Annotated in this window: 15 protein-coding genes, 1 tRNA gene and 1 pseudogene; 6 read left to right on the top strand and 11 right to left on the bottom strand. The window is 66.4% G+C overall.

The annotated features are described in order from the left end of the window. Positions 1–131: 131 nt before the first annotated feature. The gene (locus tag M9945_RS08845; protein WP_367944202.1) at positions 132–1,769 is read left to right on the top strand and encodes a CHAT domain-containing protein; all 1,638 of its coding nucleotides are present in this window, start codon (positions 132–134) and stop codon (positions 1,767–1,769) included. Then, positions 1,766–3,175, top strand: a complete 1,410-nt coding sequence (locus tag M9945_RS08840) for a hypothetical protein (protein WP_367944201.1) — start codon at positions 1,766–1,768, stop codon at positions 3,173–3,175. The genes M9945_RS08845 and M9945_RS08840 overlap by 4 nt, the downstream gene beginning before the upstream one ends. Before the next feature lie 27 nt (positions 3,176–3,202). Here the strand turns inward: M9945_RS08840 and M9945_RS08835 are convergent, their stop codons facing one another. From M9945_RS08835 to M9945_RS08825, 3 genes are all read right to left on the bottom strand, one after another. Then, a complete protein-coding gene (locus tag M9945_RS08835) occupies positions 3,203–3,508 on the bottom strand; it encodes an XRE family transcriptional regulator (RefSeq protein ID WP_367944200.1) in 306 nt (101 codons plus the stop codon). Between the two features lie 80 nt (positions 3,509–3,588). Next, the gene (locus M9945_RS08830; RefSeq protein ID WP_367931479.1) at positions 3,589–4,338 is read right to left on the bottom strand and encodes an endonuclease/exonuclease/phosphatase family protein; all 750 of its coding nucleotides are present in this window, start codon (positions 4,336–4,338) and stop codon (positions 3,589–3,591) included. A gap of 199 nt (positions 4,339–4,537) precedes the next feature. After that, the gene (locus tag M9945_RS08825) at positions 4,538–4,984 is read right to left on the bottom strand and encodes an Rrf2 family transcriptional regulator (protein WP_367931472.1); all 447 of its coding nucleotides are present in this window, start codon (positions 4,982–4,984) and stop codon (positions 4,538–4,540) included. A gap of 204 nt (positions 4,985–5,188) precedes the next feature. On the opposite strand from M9945_RS08825, the gene M9945_RS08820 reads away from it, so the two are divergent. Both M9945_RS08820 and M9945_RS08815 read left to right on the top strand, forming a co-directional pair. Continuing rightward, on the top strand, positions 5,189–5,632 hold the full coding sequence (locus tag M9945_RS08820) for a TadE/TadG family type IV pilus assembly protein (RefSeq protein ID WP_367931471.1): 444 nt from the start codon (positions 5,189–5,191) through the stop codon (positions 5,630–5,632). Further along, positions 5,632–7,401 (top strand): pilus assembly protein TadG-related protein, encoded by a 1,770-nt coding sequence (locus M9945_RS08815; protein ID WP_367944199.1) that lies wholly within the window; start codon positions 5,632–5,634, stop codon positions 7,399–7,401. The genes M9945_RS08820 and M9945_RS08815 overlap by 1 nt, the downstream gene beginning before the upstream one ends. 25 nt (positions 7,402–7,426) lie before the next feature. Here M9945_RS08815 and ric read toward each other — a convergent pair whose 3' ends face one another. After that, positions 7,427–8,119, bottom strand: coding sequence for an iron-sulfur cluster repair di-iron protein (gene ric / locus M9945_RS08810; protein WP_367944198.1), 693 nt, complete (start codon positions 8,117–8,119; stop codon positions 7,427–7,429). Between the two features lie 173 nt (positions 8,120–8,292). Here ric and M9945_RS08805 point away from each other — a divergent pair, with 173 nt between their 5' ends. Then, the gene (locus tag M9945_RS08805; protein ID WP_367944197.1) at positions 8,293–8,751 is read left to right on the top strand and encodes an Rrf2 family transcriptional regulator; all 459 of its coding nucleotides are present in this window, start codon (positions 8,293–8,295) and stop codon (positions 8,749–8,751) included. On the opposite strand, the gene M9945_RS08800 is transcribed toward M9945_RS08805, so the two are convergent. Together M9945_RS08800 and cysQ are read right to left on the bottom strand one after the other, a co-directional pair. Next, positions 8,744–10,372, bottom strand: coding sequence for an alpha-D-glucose phosphate-specific phosphoglucomutase (locus M9945_RS08800; protein WP_367944196.1), 1,629 nt, complete (start codon positions 10,370–10,372; stop codon positions 8,744–8,746). The genes M9945_RS08805 and M9945_RS08800 overlap by 8 nt on opposite strands. Positions 10,373–10,402: 30 nt before the next feature. Then, a complete protein-coding gene (cysQ, locus tag M9945_RS08795) occupies positions 10,403–11,263 on the bottom strand; it encodes a 3'(2'),5'-bisphosphate nucleotidase CysQ (RefSeq protein WP_367944195.1) in 861 nt (286 codons plus the stop codon). Between the two features lie 168 nt (positions 11,264–11,431). Here cysQ and M9945_RS08790 point away from each other — a divergent pair. Beyond that, positions 11,432–11,506: transfer RNA gene (locus M9945_RS08790), tRNA-Gln, on the top strand. Between the two features lie 567 nt (positions 11,507–12,073). Here M9945_RS08790 and M9945_RS08785 read toward each other — a convergent pair. The 5 genes and pseudogenes from M9945_RS08785 to M9945_RS08765 all read right to left on the bottom strand — a co-directional run. After that, positions 12,074–13,069 (bottom strand): annotated as a pseudogene (locus M9945_RS08785) (recombinase family protein); the annotation flags it as partial. A 31-nt stretch (positions 13,070–13,100) separates the two neighbouring features. Next, on the bottom strand, positions 13,101–14,903 hold the full coding sequence (locus M9945_RS08780) for a nuclease domain-containing protein (RefSeq protein WP_367944194.1): 1,803 nt from the start codon (positions 14,901–14,903) through the stop codon (positions 13,101–13,103). Continuing rightward, entirely contained in the window at positions 14,900–17,380 is a 2,481-nt protein-coding gene (locus tag M9945_RS08775; protein ID WP_367944193.1) for a hypothetical protein, read from the bottom strand. Before M9945_RS08775 ends, M9945_RS08780 begins: the two co-directional genes overlap by 4 nt. A gap of 87 nt (positions 17,381–17,467) precedes the next feature. Next, complete coding sequence (locus tag M9945_RS08770; protein WP_367944192.1) at positions 17,468–19,180, bottom strand: restriction endonuclease subunit S; 1,713 nt, start codon at positions 19,178–19,180, stop codon at positions 17,468–17,470. Continuing rightward, positions 19,177–20,631 (bottom strand): N-6 DNA methylase, encoded by a 1,455-nt coding sequence (locus tag M9945_RS08765; protein ID WP_367944191.1) that lies wholly within the window; start codon positions 20,629–20,631, stop codon positions 19,177–19,179. The genes M9945_RS08770 and M9945_RS08765 overlap by 4 nt, the downstream gene beginning before the upstream one ends.

Here is a 20,631-nt window from a genome sequence, read left to right as displayed (position 1 = left end):
TCGGCGCGTGCGATCAAGGTGAATATGGCCCGTGCCCGCTTTTCTGCCGGAACGGCTTGCGCATCGTTCCGCCATATCGTCACAATCGCGGCTCACAACCGATCCGGCTTGGGGTTTGGGAGATGTCGCGTATGGCGCGATCCGGCGGGTTGACGGCGCTGCTGCGCGCCGCGTGTCTGGTGCTTGCGATGACGGCGGGCGCGGCCGCAACGGAACGGCCGGCCATCGACGAGGCGTTCGAGGCCGCGCAATGGGCCTATCTTTCCTCGGCCGGCAAGGCGTTGCGCCAGCTCGGCCTGCGCACGGCCGGCGGCTCGCCGGAGCTTGCCGCGCTGATCCGCCAGCGGCAGGACGTCCTCGAGCTGCTCGCCCGCAAGGAGGTCGAGCTTCTCCATGCCGCCGCCGGCCCGGCGCAGGTCGCCCTGCGCGGCGAGATCGATTCGCTGCGCGCCGAGGTCGCGACGCTCGATGCGAAGCTGGCCGCCGACTTCCCGCGCTACGCGGAGCTCGCCGAGCCGCAGCCGCTGACGGTCGCAGACGTGCAGGCGCTGCTGAAGGACGACGAGGCGCTGCTGTTCTTCCTGCCCGGCACCGCGGGCACCCATGTCTGGGCGATCGGCCGCGACGGTGCCGCCTGGCATCGCGCGCCGATGTGGTCCGACTGGCTCGGCGAGGAGATCGCCGCGCTGCGCAAGGCCCTCGATCCCGCCAGCGTCAGCCGCGGCGCGATCACCCTCGTCGAGGGCATGGACAAGCCGCGCATCGCCGCCTTCGACCGGATGAACGCCTATTTCCTCTACACCCAGCTCGTGGAGCCGGTAGAGCCCGTGCTCGCCGGCAAGCGCCACGTCTTCGTGGTGGCGGACGGGCCGCTCGCCAGCCTGCCGCTCTCCGTCCTCGTCTCGCAGCGGCCGGAGGGCGCGGACACCGACCCCGAGGCCATGCGCGGCACCGCGTGGCTCGCCCGCCGCCTCGCCTTCACCACCCTGCCCTCGGTGGAAAGCCTCGCAGTCGTGCGCGGGCAGAAGGGGCAAGAGGACATTGCCGCGCGCGAGCCGTTCCGCGGCTTCGGCGCGCCGCTGATCGGCCTCGGCGCGGGCGAGGCCGTCGTCGCCTCCGCGCCGGCGGAAAGCTTCTTCCGCGGCGCGCTCGCCGATGTCGCCACCGTGCGCGCCCTGCCCGCCCTGCCGCAGACCGGGCCGGAGCTCACCCGGCTGGCGCAGACGCTCGGCGCGGAAGCCGACAGCCTCTTCCTCGGCGCGGCGGCGAGCGAGGCGGCGGTCAAGACCATCGACCTCTCCTCCACCGCCGTCATCGCCTTCGCCACCCATGGCCTGCTTTCGGGCGAGCTGCCGGGCCTCGCGGAACCTGCGCTGGTGATGACCCCGCCGGACATCGCCACCCCCGAGGATGACGGGCTGCTCACCGCCTCGGAGGTCGCAGGCCTGAAGCTCTCGGCCGACTGGGTGCTGCTGTCGGCCTGCAACACCGCCGGCAGCGACGGCAAGCCGGGCGCGGAAGGCCTTTCCGGCCTCGCCCGCGCCTTCCTCTATGCCGGCGCGCGCTCGATCCTCGTCTCGCACTGGCCAGTGCGCGACGACGCGGCCGCGCGGCTGACCGCCGACGCCATGGCCGCGCTCGGCGACGGCGCCGGCCGCTCGGAGGCGCTGCGCCGGGCGATGCTGGCGCTTATGGACGACACGAGCGACCCGTCGCTTGCGCATCCCGCCTCGTGGGCTCCCTTCGTCGTCGTCGGGGAAGGCGCATGAAACGCTTTTGCACCGTGCTGCTCGGTTGCGTGGCATTGCTTGCCCCGACAGCCCATGCCCACCATGTCGATCCTTACGAGGTTATCGAGCGCGCCTTCCTCGCCTTCAAGGAAAAGGCGGACTACGAGGAATCGCGTTCGATCTTCAGCGTCGCGCTGCGCGAAGCGCCGCACAACGGCAAGCTCGATCCCTCCTTCGCGCTCGTCTTCGCGGTTTACTCAGATCTGGTGCGCAACCAGAACGACCCCGCCTTCGCGCTCCAGCTTGCCGATCAGGGGCTGGTGCTGGCAGTCGCCCCGGAGCAGGAGGACGACGAGGTGAAGAACGCGCTTCTCGTCTCTCGCGCCTATGCGCTCGCCGATCTCGGCCGCTACGGCGAGGCCGTCGAGACGGCGACTATCGCCGCGCTGTGGCTCGGAGAGCGCTTCGGAGAACAAGCGCGCGAAGAGCTCGAAACGGAAGCGCGCGAATGGGCGCGGCTGGAAGGATCGGGGTCCGGCGGCGACATGCCTTCGGCACTCCAGAGCGCGCTCGACCTGTTACAGCAGGCCGAGCAGGCGCTCAGTGCCTACGACACCGCGAAGGCGATCATGCTCGCCGCGCGCGCGGTCCTGCCCGAGGGGGCGGGGCTGGAACCCGGCGCGGTCAGGACGGTCAACGCGTGGAGCCGCCAGCTGACCGGCGTCGCCTACGCCGTCGAGAACCGCAACCGCGAGGCGGTCGCGATGCTGCGCGAAGCGGTCGATCTGATCGCGCAGGAGCCGTGGGACGGCCGCTCGCGGCCGGCATTTCGCGAAGGGCTCGCCGGCGACGGCGGCAGGTACCTTGTCTGGACCATCTTCATCCGCCTCGCCGAAAGCGCGCTCGACATCGGCGACGACGCGCTTGGCGCGGCCGCGCTCGACGTCGCGCAGGATTATGTCGCAACGCCCCTCGACCGCTATTCGCTGCTGGTGCAGCGCGCCGCGCTCCTGATGCGCAGCGCCGATCTCGCCGAGGTGGAGAAGGCGTTCGCCGCCAGCGAGGCGGAGGCGCGGGCCGCGGGCGACGAGGAGAACGCGGCGCTGGCCCGCTTCTACGCCAGCGTCGTGCGCCTGCGCGCCGCCGGGCAGGCCGGCGGCGCGGACGGGCGGGACATGCTGGAACACGCGCGCGAGGCCGCGAAGGCGGCCGGCGGCAACCCGCGCCAGGTCGAGTACATCCTGACGACGGCGGTGTGGCAGGCGGTGATCAATTCCGTCTCGCACCGGATCGTCCTGCCGGTGGCGCGGGAGGCGTTCGACGCCTTCCGCGAAGGCCAGCGCGCCATGGCCGGCTACGACAGCGGGCAGGAAGCGGCGCGGCGCGAGCGGCGGCGCTTCCTCGAAAGCTATCTCGACACCCTCTACGAAAGCACCGGGAAATAACGGCCATAGGCCGGGCAGGCTTCCCCTTTATTGCTGGACGTCGTCGAGGCCGACATTGCCGCCCTCGTTCTCGAGCGTGGCGATGCGCTTCGCTTCCGAGGCGGTGAATTTCAGCCGCACGCCGACGCCGCCGCCGTTTTCGGGAATGAAGACGATGCCCGCCGCCTCCAGCACCGCCCCGATCGCGTCGACCGTGGCAGCGTCGGGCTTGCCCAGCTTGCGCTCGAAATGCTCGATAGCCACGGCGTCGACCTTCGCCAGCTTCGCCAGCATGTCGCGCGACAGCTCGGCCAGCGCGCGGCCGGCGCGGCACTGGGCCCCTGAAATCGCCATCTCGTTCTCCTCTCGCTCGTTCGGTTGCCTGTCCTCATGCCTGTCTCCCGACACCGGGTTCCCGCTTCGGGAGGCATGCGCTATGCCGCGGCGCTCTCGTCGTCGCCGGGCGCGGCCGCCTCGCCGAGCCTGATCGAGGCCTTGATCGGCAAGTGATCGGAGGCGACGCGGGCGAGCGGCGTGTCGTGCAGCTCGACGCCGCAGATGAGATCGTGCGGCCTGCCCAGCACCCTGTCGAGGGCAAGCACGGGAAAGCGCGATGGAAAGCTCGGCAGCGTGGCATGCAGCGGGCCGAACTCGGGCGCGAGGCCGTTCAGCGCCGAGCGGCGGCCCAGCCGCCATTCGTTCAGGTCGCCCATCAAGAGGGTCGGCCGCTCGTCATGCGCCTGCGCCTCGCCGAGCAGCGTCTCCACCTGCTTGGCGCGCGAGTTGCGCAGGAGGCCGAGATGCGCGGCGATGATGCGCAGCGGGCCCGTCTTCAGCGTCAGGTCCATGACCAGCGCCCCGCGCGGCTCGACGCCCGGCAAGGTGAGCTGGCGCGCCGACGTCACCGTCCCTTCGCGCAGCAGGATCAGGTTGCCGTGCCAGCCGTGCTGGCCGTCCATGCCGCTCACCGGAGCCGGCACCAGCCCGCATTCGTGCTCGAGCCGATCGAGGTCCAGCAGACTCTCGCGCGCGCCGAAGCGGCCGCTCGCCTCCTGGAGCGCGATGACGTCGGCGTTCATCTCGCGGATCACGGAAATGATGCGGGCGGGATCGAAGCGGCGGTCGAAGCCGATGCCCTTGTGGACGTTGTAGGACGCGATCAGCGTGTCGCCGCCGTCAGGCATGAAGGACAGGGAGATGTCGGGCTTGACGCCGCGCAGCAGCGCGGGAATCCGGGAAAATGCCTTTCCCCCGCCCGTCTTGCCCGTGCGGTCCTTCCTGCGGAGCATGCGCTATCGCCTCCCTGAGCGTTCCTCTTTCAATATAGGCGACAGCGCCGCCCGCGCCACACCGCCGGCCGGAAAAGACGGCATCGCCCTCGCCTCACGCGGCCTCGGCATCGAGACCGAGGAGGATCTTCAGCCCCGCGTGGTTGCGCGTGGCGTCGGCGAGCGTGTAGCGGTCGAGCACGGCGAGATAGGCTTCCAGCGCCTCGCCGAAAATTCCCTTGAGCCGGCAGATCGGCGAGATCACGCAGGAGCCCCCGGTCCCTTGCATGCATTCGACGAGGGAGAAATCCTCCTCCGTTCCCCGCACCAGCACGCCGAGATTGATCTCGGACGGGTTCTTCGCCAGGCGGATGCCGCCGGCTCGCCCGCGCGTCGTGTCGATGAAACCCATGCGGCGCAGCCGCAGCGCCACTTTCAGCAGGTGGTTGCGCGACAGACGATAGGCATCGGCCACCTCGCTCACCGTGCAGATCCTGCCGGGCCGGCTGGCGAGGTAGATCAGCATGCGGAGCGCGTAGTCGGTGTGGAGCGTCATGCGCATCGGCGGTCTCCGGAACGAGGGGGGCTGTCCGAAAAATGGCGAGAGGGATTGTCCATCCCTTCCGAAGTAGGCCCTGCGCGGCTGAAAATCCAGAAAAACAATGACGCCGCCTCAGCATCCCGCGCGGCGGTTGCCGCCATATACAACCTTAGATTGCATGACCAGCTTATCCTTTCCCCATTTGCCTGTGCGTAAATTTGTCGCATGCGCAATCGAGCCCCCCTTCCCGACCGGCGCCGTCTCACGACCGACATTTCGGGCGCAGCCGCGGTCGAATTCGCCCTCCTCCTCCCGCTCTACCTGTTCCTGCTCCTGGGAATAAGCGCCTACGGCATCTATTTCGGCGCGGCGCATTCGGTGCAGCAGCTCTCGGCCGATGCCGCGCGCACGGCGGTCGCCGGCCTCGACACCCAGGAGCGGCAGGACATGGCGCGGCTCTTCATCGAGCGCAACGCCGACGGCTACCTCTTCATCGACCGCAGCAAGCTCGTCGTCGAGGTCGGCGACAGCGTCAACGACGACACCCAGTTCGACGTCAGCATCAGCTACGACGCGACGGACCTGCCGATCTGGGGACTGTGGGAGCGGCTGCCGATGCCCAACCGCACCATCTCGCGCCGCTCGACCATCCGCATGGGAGGCATATGATGCCGGCTCTCTCCGGAACGCGCCTGCTGCTGTGCCGTTTCGTCCGCGCCACGGGCGGAAACTTCGCGATGATGACCGCGACGGTGACGCCGATGGCGCTGGCGCTGGCGGCGTTCGCCGTCGATGCCGGCTCGCTCTATCTGGAAAAGCGCAGGGCGCAGAGCCTTGCCGACCTCGCGGCCATCACCGTCGCGGCCAATCTCCACGACCCGGTCGAGGCGGCGCGGCTCGTCTTCGCCGACAACGGCGTCCACCACATCGCGCTCGGCACGATCGGCGACGACGGCAAGGTGCGCTGGCAGCCGGGCGACGAGGTCGCCAGCGTCGCAGAATCGGCCGTCCTGACGCGGGGCCGCTATCTGTCGGCGCTGACCATCCCGCCGGCCGAGCGCTTCACCCGCGCTCCCGGCGAGGGCGGCGACGTCAACGCCGTCAAGGTGACCTACCGCAAGACGGGCACGCGCTACTTCGCCGCCTCGATCATCCCGCCGCCGCAGATCGTCGTCGAGGCGACGGCCGCCACGGACAGAAAGGCCGCGTTCTCGGTCGGCTCGCGCTTGCTAGAGCTCAAGGATGGGATCGCCAACGCCCTGCTCGGCGGCCTGACCGGCTCGACCGTGTCGCTGACGGTGATGGACTACGAGGCGCTGCTGGGGGCACGTGTCTCGCTCCTCTCCTTCCTGGACGGCCTGGCGACGGAGCTCGACCTGACGGCGGGAAGCTATGACGAGGTCCTCGACGCCGAGGTCTCGCTCGGTCAGGTCGCGAAGGTGCTGTCGAAGACCCCCGGCATCGGCGGCCGGGCGCAGACCGCCAGCCAAACGCTCGCGACTCAGGCCGGCGCGCCGGGCAGCGGCACGTTCCCCCTGTCGCAGCTGATCGGGCTTTCCGGCAGCGTCGCCCGCGCGACGATCCAGCAGGTGGGGGCCGAGGTCGACGTGATGGAGCTTCTGTCGATGAGCGCGATCCTCGCCGGGCAGGGCCGGCAGGTGAAGCTCGACCTCGGCGCGGCGCTGCCGGGCCTGCTCGCCGTCTCGGTCGACCTCGCCATCGGCGAGCCGCCGCAGAAATCGCCGTGGTTCGCCATCGGCTCCTCCGGCGAGGTGGTGCGCACGGCGCAGACGCGGCTGCGCGTCGTCGTCGACATCGGCAACAACCCGCTGCTGACCGGCCTGCTCGGCGCGCGCATCCGCCTGCCGCTCTATCTCGAGCTCGCCTACGCCGAGGCGAAGCTCGACGCGATCTCCTGCCCGACCGGCCGGCGCGACAGCATCAAGGTGGCGATCGACGCGCGGCCCGGCATCGCCAACCTCTATCTCGCCGAGGTCGATCCGTCGAAGATCGTCAACTTCGCCAATCCGGCCCCGCGCTCGCCGGCGAAGCTCATCCAGGTCACCGCCGTCAACGTGACCGGACAGGCGCAGGCCGAGATCGGCGCGATCAACTACAAGCGGCTCAATTTCACCATGAGCGACATCGACGGCCGCAAGGTCCGTCAGGTCTCGACCGGCACGATCGCGACGTCGCTCACCGAATCGCTGTTCTCCAGCCTGTCGCTCGAGATCAGCGTCGGCCTCGGCTTCCTGAACATTCCGCTGATCACGCTGCCCCCGAATACGACGGCCCTGCTCGCCGGCACGATCCGCGCCGCCGCCGGCCCGGTGGACATGCTGCTCGGCGAGGTCCTCAAGATGCTCGGCCTGTCGCTCGGGCAGGCCGACATCCGCGTCCACGGTGCGACCTGCGGCCGCGCCGTCCTCGTGCAGTAGGGATGCTATTATCCCTCGTCCGCGCTCATGCGGACGCGTCCCGCGGCGAGGCGAAACGCGGGAAGAGCACGTTGTTCTCGAGGTGGATATGCTCCATCAGGTCGTCGACGAACCGGGCGGCGCCGATATAGAGCGCCTGCCACGACCGGCATGCGCCCGCGGGCGGCGCGAAGCGCCCGGTCATCGTCTCCAGAAGCTCGACCAGTTGCCCCTGCCCGTCATGCTCGGCGCGCAGCGCCGCAATGGAAAGGCCGAGTTCCTCCCCGTCCGCGTCGAGCATCGCCGGAAACAGCGACGCCTCTTCGCGGGCCATGTGGTCCTCGAGGTCGGCGGCGATCCGGCGCAGCGCCTCGGCCAGCCCGGCGGGAACCTGCGGATGCTCGCGATGCACCGCCTCGACCTTGCGCGACAGCGCGATCAGCTCGGGCAATTGCTGCCGGTGGGCCTGATGGTAGCAGGTGCGGATGTGGTCGATCAGGGCGTCGCTGTCCATCGCGGCCGGCATTTCGGACGCCGGTGCCGCCAGCTCGTCCAGCGCCTGCTCCAGCTCGACCGGATCGACGCCGCGCCGCGCGGCCGCGGCGGCGACGTCGAGATCGCCGTTGCAGCAGAAATCGATCCTGAAGCGGCGGAAAACGGCGGTCGCGCCCGGCGTGGACGCGGCGATGTCGCCGACGGTTCGCGCCTGTGGCGAAGCGGTCGTGGTCGATGCTGGCATGTCGGATGCTCCCGTTTGCGAGGGTCGATGGAATGCGATGGCCGCAGGAACCAGCCCCGCTACGGCCTGCCGGCCTCGGCGGGCGATGGACGGGCCTCGCTTAAAATGGTATTTTATATTCCATTTTATAGCCCGGTAATTCGGCATTGTAAATGCTGATTTGAGGAGAGCCGATGCGCCTTGCCGCCTTCACGGATTACGGGCTGCGCGTGCTGATCGTCCTGGCCAGCACGCCGGAAAGGCAGACCACGACCGCCCGCCTCGCCGAGGAACTGGCGATTCCCTATAATCATCTCGCCAAGGTGGTTCAGGATCTCGGCCGCGGCGGCTACCTCGCCACCCAGCGCGGCGCAGGCGGCGGCATGCGCCTCGCCCGCGCGCCCGAGGCGATCGGGCTGGGCGAGATCGTCCGCTTTCTCGAGCAGCGTTACGCCATCGTCGAATGCTTCCGCACCGATGGCGGCGAATGCCTGCTGACGCCGGGATGCCGGGTGCGCGGCCGGCTGGCCGCGGCGCGGGAGGCGTTCCTCGCCGAGCTGGACAAGACCAGCATCGCCGAATGCGCGCATCCCGGCCCGTTGGCCGGCCCCCTGAACGGCCCGCTGCTGGAAGATGCCGGAAGCGTCAGGTGACGACGCTCGGCGCGTCGCGGCCGGTGCGCCGGGAAATCTCCGCGATGCGTTCGGCCGCCGCGATCAGGCCCGACAGGGCCTCCTGCGTCTCGCGGCCGTGGCGCGCCGCATCCGGCTCGTAGCATTCGAGATAGACGCGCAGCGTCGCCCCAGAGGTGCCGGTGCCGGACAGGCGAAAGACGATGCGCGAGCCGCCAGCGAACAGGACGCGCACGCCCTGCCCCTCGCTGACCGAGCCGTCGACCGGATCGCGATAGGCGAAATCGTCGGCCGCCTCGACCGCAAGGCCGCCGAACCGCTGCCCCGGCAGCGACGGCAGCTTCTGCCGCAACGCCGCCATCAGCTCCCCGGCGGCGGCGGTGTCGATATCCTCGTAGTCGTGGCGCGCATAGTAGTTGCGGCCGTATTCGGCCCAGTGCCCGAGCGCGATCTCCATCACGCTCTCCCCCCGCGCGGCGAGGATGTTGAGCCACAGCAGCACGGCCCACAGCCCGTCCTTCTCGCGCACATGGTCGGAGCCGGTGCCGGCGCTCTCCTCGCCGCAGATGGTGGCGAGCCCGGCGTCGAGCAGGTTGCCGAAGAACTTCCAGCCCGTCGGCGTCTCGTAGAGGCCGATGCCGCGCTTCTGCGCCACGCGGTCGGCCGCGCCGCTGGTCGGCATCGAACGGGCGATGCCCTTCAGCCCTTGCGCATAGCCCGGCGCGAGATGGGCGTTGGCCGCCAGCATGGCCAGCGAATCCGACGGCGTGACGAAGATGCCGCGCCCGATGATCAGGTTGCGGTCGCCGTCGCCGTCCGACGCCGCGCCGAAGTCCGGCGCCTCGGGCGACATCATCAGGTCGTAAAGTTCCCGCGCGTGGACGAGGTTCGGGTCGGGATGGTGCCCGCCGAAATCCTCGAGCGGCACGGCGTTGCGCGCGGTGCCGACGGGCGCGCCCAGCCGGCGCTCCAGGATCTCCACCGCATAGGGCCCGGTGACGGCGTGCATCGCGTCGAACGCCATGCGGAAGCCGCCGGCGAACAGGGCACGGATCGCCCCGAAGTCGAACAGCGCCTCCATCAGCTCGGCATAATCGGCGACCGGATCGATCACCTCGACCGTCATGTCGCCGAGCATCAGTTGGCCGACGGTGTCGAGATCGACATCGACGGCGCGCACCGTGGCGTAGCGATCGATCACCTGGCTGCGGGCGTAGATCGCCTCGGTCAGCTTCTCGGGCGCGGGCCCGCCATTGCCGATATTGTACTTGATGCCGAAATCCCCCTCCGGCCCGCCGGGATTGTGGCTGGCCGAGAGGATGATGCCGCCGAAGGCGCGGTTCTTGCGGATGAGATGAGAGGCGGCCGGCGTCGACAGGATGCCGCCCTGCCCGACGATGACGCGGCCAAAGCCGTTGGCCGCCGCCATCCGCATCGCGATCTGGATCGCCTCGCGGTTGAAATAGCGGCCGTCGCCGCCGATCACCAGCGTCTCGCCGCGAAAGCCGGCGACGGAATCGAAGATCGACTGGATGAAGTTCTCGACGTAGTTCTTCTGCCGGAACACCGGGACCTTCTTGCGAAGGCCGGAGGTGCCGGGCTTCTGGTCGTCATAGGGTGCGGTTTCGACGATCGAGATCATCCCAGCCCATCCTTGTCCAGCCCATCCCTGTCATGCGCCATCGGAACAGGCGAGCGCCGCATCCGTTCCGCGCGGCGCTGCGGCGCCGCCATGCCCGCCTTCGGCGATGAAATGCGGATTGGCGAACGGCTCGTCCCCCGCCACCGTGCCGGCGCCGTAGCCGAGCACCGCGCCGTCGAGCCGGCGCGTCAGGCCGCCGGCCGCGCGCAGCACCGCGTCGCCCGCCGCCGTGTCCCACTGCATGGTACGGCCCATGCGCGGGTAGAGATCGGCCTTGCCCGCGGCGAGAAGGCAGAATTTCAGCGACGAGCCGATGCTCGTCCGCTCCACAGAGCCGAGACGGGCGATGTAGTCCTCCGTCGCCGGGGAGCCGTGCGAGCGGCTGGCGACAACGATGAGCGGAGCCGAAGGCTGCCGCACGCCTATCCCACGGCGCGCCAACGGCCGGTGGCCGGCATCGGCCTCCACCAGCTCGGCGAAGCCCGGCCGACCGAGATAAAGCTGACGGCAGGCCGGCGCGTAGACCGCGCCGACGACCGGAACGCCGCCCCGGACGAGGGCGACGTTGACGGTGTAGTCGTCGCCGCCGCGCACGAATTCGCGCGTGCCGTCGAGCGGATCGACGAGGAAGAACACGTCTCCCGTCTCGCGCGGGGCAAGCCCGGCAGAGTCTTCTTCCTCAGCAACGATGGGGATCGCGTGGAACTGCCGGCGCAGCCCGGAAAGCAGGATGGCCTCGGCCTCGCGATCCGCCCGCGTCACCGGCGATTCATCGGCCTTGATCTCGGCCCGGAACCCCTCTGAGGCGATCTCGACGATGCGCCGCCCCGCATCCAGCACGAGCGGTTCGATGGCGGAAAGGATGATGCGGTCGTCCGGCAAGGAAGTCATGGAAAAGCCGATAGCGCCCCCGGTGCCCGGCGGCAATAGCCAAACGCCGGCCCGTCGCGCCATCGCGCCCCGCAACGGCCACCGTCACGGGCCGAAAGGACGCCTTGCCGGCGGCAAGTTCCGTCTTTACGTTGCCGGCCATGCGGGGTATTGAACCGCCCGTCGCGTTGGGGCGTAGCCAAGCGGTAAGGCAGCGGTTTTTGGTACCGCCATTCCCTGGTTCGAATCCAGGCGCCCCAGCCAAATCTCACTTTTCGCGGATTTGCCGCCGCTTCCTACACTTGAACGGGCGGCAATAGCCGTTGTTTCCGCCAAGAGATCAAAGGGTTGGCGGAAGGTGGCGACCACCTCGCCATCCTCCCAAGAGCAGTTCGAAAGTACGAAGTTGAGCAGGCGGCGTTTTTCGCGGGCGGTCTGGCGTTCGAACAGCGCCTGAGCATTCCGGGCAAGTTCGAGAATCCGGATGCCCTCGTCCATGTAGAACTGCTCGGCCTCCTCGTGGCGGTCGATGTCGCGCTGCAAGCGGCGCTGTTCCTCTCGCCATTCGCCAGCCATCTTGTCGAAGAAATCGCCGCCGATCTTGCCGTCGAGCTTGTCGACATACATGGTGCTGATCCGCTCGCCGAGCCGCCTGTGCTCGGCCTGGAGCCGCTTGATCGCTTCCTCGTGCTCGTGGCGCTCGTCCGCATGTCTGGCGTGCAGCGCCTCGCGCACCCAGTCCAGAATCTTGTCGTCGAACCGGAGCTGGCCGAGCATGGCGGTGAACTGCTGCTCAAGAACCTCCTCGCGCACATACTTGCGGCGACAGGATGCGGGCTCGCCCCGGCATTTGTCGGCGTAGCCGGTGCAGTGATAGTAGATGTATTTCTGCTTCTTGATCTCGCCGACCACCGAGCAGCCGCAGCGCGCGCAGGCGATCAGGCCCGAGAAGGCGAAGTCGTGGGTCATGCGCCGATGCTTGCTGGCGTTCCGGCCATCCATCACGCCCTGCACCCGCTCCCATGCCTCGACCGAGACCAGCGGCTCGTGCTTGCCCTGATAGAGCTTGCCGTTCCACTCGAACCAGCCGGTGTAAAGGCGATTGCGCAGGATCGAATGCACGGTGCTGGTGGGAACCGGCGCGCAGCTCTTCTTGTAGACGAGACCAGCAGCGCGGGCCTTCTTGGCCACCTCTTTCAACGCAAACTCGCCGGTCGCGTACCACTCGAACAGCTTCGAGACGATCGGCGCGACCTCTGGATCGACGGCGATGACCTTGCGCCCGTTCGGGCCGGTGACGTTCAGGTAGCCGAGCGGCGTCTTCGTTGGCCAAATGCCCTGCTCGGCCTTCTCCTGCTGGCCCTTGCGGGCCTCCTCGGACAGGTTGTCGATGTAGTTCTTCGCCATCAGCACCTTGATGCCGTGCATGAACTTTTCCGAAGACCGAGACTCGCGCGACAGCACAACGCCTTCCTTCGGAAAGTGGATCTCGGCGTCCAGCTCGTCGACCGTCACCCAGTCCTTGAGGTTGCGATAGAGCCGGTCGGTCTTCTCGACAAGGATCACCCGCACATCGGGATGCGCCCTCAGCCAAGTCACCATCTCGCCGAAAGCGCTGCGGCCGGTCTGCTTGGCGGTCTCGACGTCCACATACTCCTTCGCCACGGTGAAGCCCTCAGCGGCGGCGTAGTCCTTGAGCAACTTCAACTGCGCAGGGATCGAGTAGCCCTCCTTCTCCTGCTCCTTGGAGGAGACACGCGCGTAGATCACAGCGCGCGTGCTGGGCGGCGGGGCGGATGGCTTGGTGATGCGTGTCCTGGCTGGCATAATGTTTAGCTATCACTAAACATCGCGATCATCAAGCTCTCTGCGCCGCCGTCGAGCGGTTGGAAAGCGCATATGCTTCGGCATGATTTAGAATGCCGAGCACCAAAGCCCTCAGGGTCGGGCCAGTTCTATCAGGGTCTGCGGGATCGGCGCCAACTACACCAAGGATCACATCTCCGGGGTCAGCGCTGACTTCACCACCGGAAGACCATGCAACAGCCTTGTCGCGTGGTTGCAGCGAGGCTTCGATCGACGCCGCCACCCAGACCTGCCGAGCGATCTGATTGCCAGTGTCGACGCTTCGGATCTCACGGTACTTCTCGATCTTTTCAAGACGATCCCAGACGTTGCCCGCGGTTGTGTACTTGGCGTCGATCACGGCGGCATAGGCCAGCCGATAGTCACGCGGATCGCGGCCGGGAACAAGCACCTCCACGACGATGTCCGGCGTCCAGGCCCACGACGATTGCTCCTGGTAAATCGAATCTATGCCCTGCGCCGCCTGCAGTCGCAGGATCGTCGGCTCATAGCGGAGACGTAGGATACGCCCATCCTTGGCAGCAAAGTCTATCGCAGCATTTCGGTCGAGATCGACGGAAAATCGATCCCGAGCGATCGGCTCGAAGATCGAGTTGTGCGAGATGCAGCTCAGCCCTACAGCCTGGAATGCAGCGGAAATCTGGAAGAAGACCCACTGCTCGAAGATCGTTTCGATCGACTTGGCGCCCTCGGCGTCTCCTTGCTCGACGACGACTGCGGTCGTGTCTAGGAACGCGTGCATCAGTCGCGCAGCGCGCGCATAATGCCGGTGGCTCCGGAAATATGGGCTGTTGAAGGTGCCGAGAAAATCCTGTCGGCTCATGCGGGTGACAGGCACGGCAAAACTGCGCATCGCCCTGCGGATCTCAGTCACGATGCCTTCGCCAGCATCGATGATTTCCTGCAGCCTGGCGATCTTCGGCTCCTCGCGCAGCTGGATGAATCGCGCCAGCGCCGCATCGTCGAGTCCGAAGCTGCGTTGGCGCGCAACACGCATTTCGCGTTCGGCCCGGGCACGCTTCAGGCTGCGATCGACCCGCCGCCAGAGCATGTCCATGAAAGCGACGATCACACTGTTTTCCCGGGTATTCCGGTCCGGCATCGCCGTGGGAAGCTCGACGAGCGCTCCGGTTCGCACCGCTTCGCGAGCGCCGAGCCCGCGCTGTGCAAATCGCCGCAGGACATCCGGCATCAGCCGCTCTCCGGGTCTGGGCCGCCGGATCGACCGACGCTGACGCAGTTCCATGTGCGGATCCTCGAGAATGTCCGCCAGGATCGGCGAGAGGCGGCTCCAGAACTGCCGGATCTGGCTCAGCTCCAGACGCGCCGTGAGCGGTTGCACACCGCCACTGCGCGACGAGGGACGCTGCGCAAGCGCCAGACGGGATTTTGAGATCAGGTCGAGCAACAATTCGACGCTGATACGCCGCATGTCCGCGAACATGGCGTCATAGGCTCTCGCAGACAGTTTGCTGGGCTCGACCAGCGCGAGGGAGCGCGCAAGCACATCCCCGGTTGCCGCATCGCGCAGGCTGATATGGGTCACGCCGGATGCGCCGCTAAGATGCTGGCCGGCCCGCCACCTGATCGTGTCGCCGAAATCCTCCGCGGGCACATCGTCTCCAAGCGGCACATCGCCGATGGAGATTTTGAACTCCTGGTCTTCGGACGGATCGTCAACGCGAAACCCGATAGGCATCGTTTCCTGCACCTCGAAGCTGGGCGTGGCCTGAGACTTGCCAACAGGAACCTTGAGCAGCGTCGAGCGACCGGAAAAGATGACGAACTGTGTCATTCTTCACCGAGGAACATGTCGTCAGATGCGCGTGCGTCAGACTCAAGTCGGGCGAGCGATTCGAGGGTTCGCGGAACGTCGGATTCCTTCCCAAGTTTTTCCGCCAGACGCCCCAAGGCCTCCAGAGCCCCCGGTCGGTACAGCCCCCGTATCTGCGGCAGGATGCGCTGGCGCAATTGCATGTCCAGCGCCTGATCGAAGCTGCAAAGACCCTCTGGTGCATTTGCGATGAAATGGCAGATCGACGTCTGGCGCCGGTGGGTGAGCCCACAGCCAAGCACACTGAGTTCAGGCTGTATCTCCCCCAAGATCTCAATTGCCCGAGCCGGTACGTTGGTGTTCCGTGTCCACCGGTCCCGGTCCGCCTGCAGCACGGCTGGTCCCTCAACCACCCGCGCGCCGGTCTGTGCAGACATTCCGAGAACGGGAAGACGTTCACTCACGACGAACTCGATCAGGTTGCACCGATCAAGAAGGCGCATCGACAACGGTCGCGTCGTTTCGTCGAAGTTCACTGTCCCGGCGATTATCAGGTTCGGCGCAAGTTCGAGGCGTGCGTATGGCCGAAAGGGATCGTCTTCCCGCACTGCGCTGGGATCGAAGACGCTGATGAACTGGTTCCCTGGCGCTCTTGAAATCGCCTGAATGATATCTGCGAGGTAGTGCTCGGGCTGCGCAAGGTTCATTTCTTCGAGACAGACGGAGAACACCGGCGCGGACGTCCCGAGAGCCTCGCGCGCATGGGAGGCGAGGATCATTTGGTTCAGCAGGCCCGACGCGGCCGGAATGAAACGGTGTTCCAGCGCGTCGGTATAGCCGAGAAGGTCTGCAGGGCTGGTCCAAGATGGGTTCACGTCCACGGCCAGATAGTTCCTTCCGGCGTCCTCCCCTGCCAGTGCTTCCGAATAAAGGACGGGCAGAGACGATTTGCCGGACCCGGAGACACCACCCAAAATGACAGGCGCTCGCTCCTTCGCCGAAAGATGGAAAGCCAGCAGGTCCTCGCGGTCGAAGATGAAGCCGCAGTCCTCGACATGCGTAACAAACCGCTCGAAGAATGCTTCCTCGGACATGGGCACCCGATCAGGCGCGGATGCCGGGAAGTCAGGCAGGTTCAACGCGGGTGCCGACGGCCTTGCAGCTGAAGCCTGCTCCGAAGCGGTGTCAGACCTTGGCCCTCCGCCAAGACCCAGGCGTCGCAGGAGAGGTTCGAGCGCGAGGAAGTCATTGAGCACGCCCGTGCGGTCTGATGACAGTCGTTCTGCAACCGCTTCAAGGCTTTGGCTGATCAGTTCTTCCTGTTGGCTCAGCTCCTCCCGTTTTGCCTTGAGTTCCTGTTCCGCAGCTTCCTTCTTCGCAGCCAGTTCCTCGTCGAGTGCCTTGTGACGGCGAGCCTTCTCGGCATCGAACTTTTCCTTCTCGGCAGCGTAGTCGGCCCTGAGGTTCTCCAACTGGGTGCTGAGGTCCTTGATGCGCTCCTTGGCGCGGGCGTCGATCTGGGCCGCTTGCGCGTCCACGCGCTTCTCGACCTCTGCCGCGACCGCCTTGTCGATCTTTGGCTTGAAGGCTTCGTCCGAGAGCAACGCGTCGAAAATCTGATCCAGCGCGTCAAGTTCCTGATGCTGCTCGTTCAGAAAGCTCTGAACGCGCGCGATCACGGTCGGGGACGACTGCGCCTCCTCGGCAAATCGGCCGAGCCGTTCGAGAAACTCGCGCCGCTCCTTTCGCGACAGGAAATCCCTCGAAACCTGTCGGACGGCATCTTGCAGGGAAACGAGGTCGACCTCCTGCGCTCCCTCCCGCAGGTCTTCATACAGCGCGCCGGTGATCGCCTCGTAGCGCACCGTGTGCCCGACCTGATCGTTCGGCTTGCTGGCATCACGCTGCACGATCACCTTGTGCCGGATATGGCCGAGGCGCCCCTCCGCCTCGCTCACAGCGATCCGGTAGACGACATGCGGCGCGACCGGCTTGCTGAAGCGGATTTCCGGCTCGATCATGCGGTCATTCTCGGGGCGGTCCAGTTCGACCTTTAGCGGCCCGTAGAGATAATCGCCGATCCGCACGAGGACATGCCGCGTCGGCTCGTGATCGCAGCGCATCCGGAAATCGTCGAGCAAAGCGTTCGGATCGGTGATCTCGGCGCCGGGCGTCAGGATCTCGATCAGGTCTTTCAGGCCGGGAAGCGTGGGTTGCAGAAGCTGATAGATGTCCTTGTCGGGCGAGGACGAGAGGTCCATCGCATCCTCGATCCCCGACATGATGAGGCAGCCCGGCGGCGCATGGGTCACGCGGGCCTCGCCGCGCAGCATCCACCAGGCCCGGCCGCGATTGGGGAACTCGGACGGGCGGTCGTCGATGATCTCGCCGTTCACGTCGGCAATCGGCACCACGGTAGAGAAATGGTTCGCGCTTGCGCCGGCCTCGAAGCTCTTCTGCCCGACCGCGAAGAAGTATCGCTTATCCTTGGATGCCAATGGGGAACTCCTTGACTAACTGCTCGATGCCGACGGCGCGATTGGTGCGCCGGGCAGTGTAATAGGTTGGTTGCGGAAAGAACGCGTTCATTCCGCGGCCTCCGTGACCGCTTCGGCAGCCGGCTCCAGGGCCTCGTGGAGGAGGGCTTCGAGGAGGCGGGCGCGGGTGGTGTCGGCGGTAATGAGGGCGGCCTCCAGCCGGTCGCAGAGGGCCATGAGGGCATCGACCTTAGCCACGATGCGGTGTTGTTCGGCGAGGGGTGGGAGGCCGACGGGGATTCCAGCCAGCGTGCCCTGTTGCAGGGCCGGCACCGCTGTTCCAGCTTGGTAGCGCGTGAAGTCCAGCGTGGTCATCAGCAGGTAAGCCCACTCGACAACGATGTCGGAGGCAAACGTGATCCCTAAGCAGTTATTGTCGATAGCCGAGCCGCGCGTCAGGATGCGCCGCTTGTTGGTCGCGATGGCTCCGCCGATCTTTGGGAAGATGATTGTTCCGGGTGGATGAATTGCCGCGCGCATGCGCATGGCCGCTTCATCGTCAATGGTGTTGTTGGCTGTCGTGATGAACTTGTTGTTTTCGGGAAGGTTCATGTCACTGACCTTCAAGAAGAAGTAGGGACCATCTGTCTGGCCCTGTTCGTTCTTCGGAAAGCCCGATCCGATCGCCCACGTCCCGAGCGCGATCAGCGGCACCGCCGACCAGTTTGGTGGAAGCTCGCCCAACTCCTCGGCGTCGATTTCGGGCAGTTCCTTCTGCCGTTTGCCGTTGCCCGCCTTCTCCGCCGCAATCCGCTTCAGCAGTTCAGACGCCGTTTCGTCGGTCGGGTCCTGCTCCACCAGTTTGCCGCGGACGGCGAGGTTGAGGATGGTCTGGCGCAGCGCCTTGATCTGGTCGGGGCGTGTGGTGAGCGCCGGCAGCGCGTCGAGGGCGAAGCGGGCGTCGGCCTGAAATGTCCCGGGATCGGGCGCGTTGAGGCGGGCGAGGCTCGCCGCCGCCAGCCGATCGCGCACTGCCTCGCGCCCCCCCCGCGCCGCCTCCAGCCGCTCGCACAGGCCCATCAATTCATCGACCTTGGCGACGATGCGCTGCTGCTCGGCGAGCGGTGGGAGGGGAAAGGGTAAGACTGCGAAGTCTGCGTCGTTTATGGCCGGATAGGCTTGCCCGCGCTGGTTCTCCTCGACGCATTCCACCATGAACGGACTGCGAAGCACGATCCAAATATAGCGCGGTATTACGAGGCCGTGCCCGTTGAGGATGGCGAAGGCAGTGCTTGCAATCGGCTGCGGATCAAAATCGCACTCGATGACGGCGACGTTCAACAGGTATGGGCGAACGCAAGAATAGATCACATCGCCCTTGCGCGTGATCTTGCGCGCCCGGCTCGGCGCTTCGCTGGCCTCCAAAACCTTCGGTTCCGCGACAATACCCGCCTCTTTGTTGATGGCGGTTACGTCGATGTAGGTGAAGGTCGATTGTGGGATTTCCTGTCCTCGATCACTCGTAACTTCGCGGATCGGTGTCCAACACCAGTTCTGCGGCAAGTCGAAAGGCGGCTCTTCCACGTCGGCAAGCACCTTCGGCTTCCTGATCTCCCCCGCTTTCACTAGCCGCGCCTTTTCCTTCGCGATCCGCTTCAGCAATTCCGACGCCGGTTCGTCGCTGGCGTCCTGCGGCACGAGCTTGCCGCGCACCGCCAAATCGAGCACGAAGCGCCGCAGCCGCGCAATGGCGTCGGGCGCGTCGGCGATTTTCTCGTAATGTGCCAGCAGGCGTTCCGCGTTCATCGGGCCGGCGCTCATCGCAGCAGCGCCTCGGCGAGGATTGCCTTCAACTGGTCGCGATAGGTTACCGTCTCGGCCTCGGTGCGGGCAAGGTCCGCCAGCAGCGCCTCCGGGTCGCCGTGATCGTCGGCAACGCTGTGCGGGTTCTTGATGTCGAGATTATAGCCGCGCGCCTTCACCTCCTCGGCGGTCACGCGCCACGCCTGCGGCGTCTCCTCGCGGCCAATCCGATCCTTGCCGCCCCACCAGTCGATGCAGGGCTGAAAATGCTCCAGCCGGATCGGCCTGGTCATCGAGTAGGCTTTCTGGCCCTCGGGCACGCGATGCTCGTAGAACCAGATGTCGCGCGTCGGCGTGCCCTTCTCGAAGAACAGCAGGTTGGTGCCGATCGAGGCATAGGGCTTGAACACCGAATTGGGCAAACGAACGATGGTGTGGAGGTTGCACTCCTCCATCAGATGTTCCTTCAGCCGCGTCTTGACGCCCTCGCCGAACAGCGTGCCGTCCGGCAGCACCACGGCGGCGCGGCCATCGGTCTTGAGCAGCCGCACGATCAGCGCGAGGAACAGGTCGGCGGTTTCCTTGGTGCGGAAGGTAGGGAAATTGTTCTCGATGCCGTCTTCCTCACGCCCACCGAAGGGCGGATTGGTGACGACGATATCGACGCGTTCGTCCTTGCTCCACGAAATCAGCGGCCGGGCCAGCGTGTTGTCGTGCTTGACGAAGCTCGGGTCCTCGATGCCGTGCAGCAGCATGTTGGTGACGCAGAGCATGTGCGGCAGTTGCTTCTTTTCCACCGCGCGCAATCCGCCCTGCATCTTTTCGCGCTGCTGCGGTGTGCGGACGTAGTTCGCCTCCATGTGGTTGATCGCGCAGGAGAGGAAGCCGCCCGTGCCGCAGGCGGGGTCGAACAGCACCTCGCCCGGATGCGGGTCGACCATCTGCACCATGAAGGCGGTGACGGCGCGCGGCGTGTAATACTCGCCTGCATTGCCGGCCGATTGCAGATCGTTGAGCAATTGCTCGTAGAACTCGCCAAAATGCCGCCGCTCGTCGAGATTGTTGAAATCGACCTGGGTGATCTTGTTGACCACCTGCCGCAGCAACTGGCCGGACTTCATGTAGTTGTAGGCGTCCTCGAACACGTCGCGCACCACGCGGCGGCGGTCGCCGGGCCTGTCGGAGACCTGCAAACCCTTCAGCGCCGGGAACAGTTCGTCATTGACGAAATCGAGCAGCGCCTGGCCCGTGATGCCCTCCGGGTCCGCCGCCCAGTTTCGCCACTGGAATTTCTCCGGGATCGGCGAGCGATAGCCGTCCCTGGTCAGTTCGAGTTCCTGGTCCTGATCGTCGATGATCTTGAGGAAGAACAGCCAGGTGAGTTGGCTGATGCGCTGCGCATCGCCATCGACGCCCACGTCCTGGCGCATGATGTCCTGAATGGATTTGACGGTGGTGCGGACGATCAT

Source organism: Aquamicrobium sp., assembly GCF_023954335.1.
In the GTDB taxonomy this organism is placed as follows: Bacteria; Pseudomonadota; Alphaproteobacteria; order Rhizobiales; family Rhizobiaceae; genus Aerobium.
The sequence above is the reverse complement of the archived record's forward strand: the minus strand, read 5'-3'. Positions and strand labels throughout refer to the sequence as shown.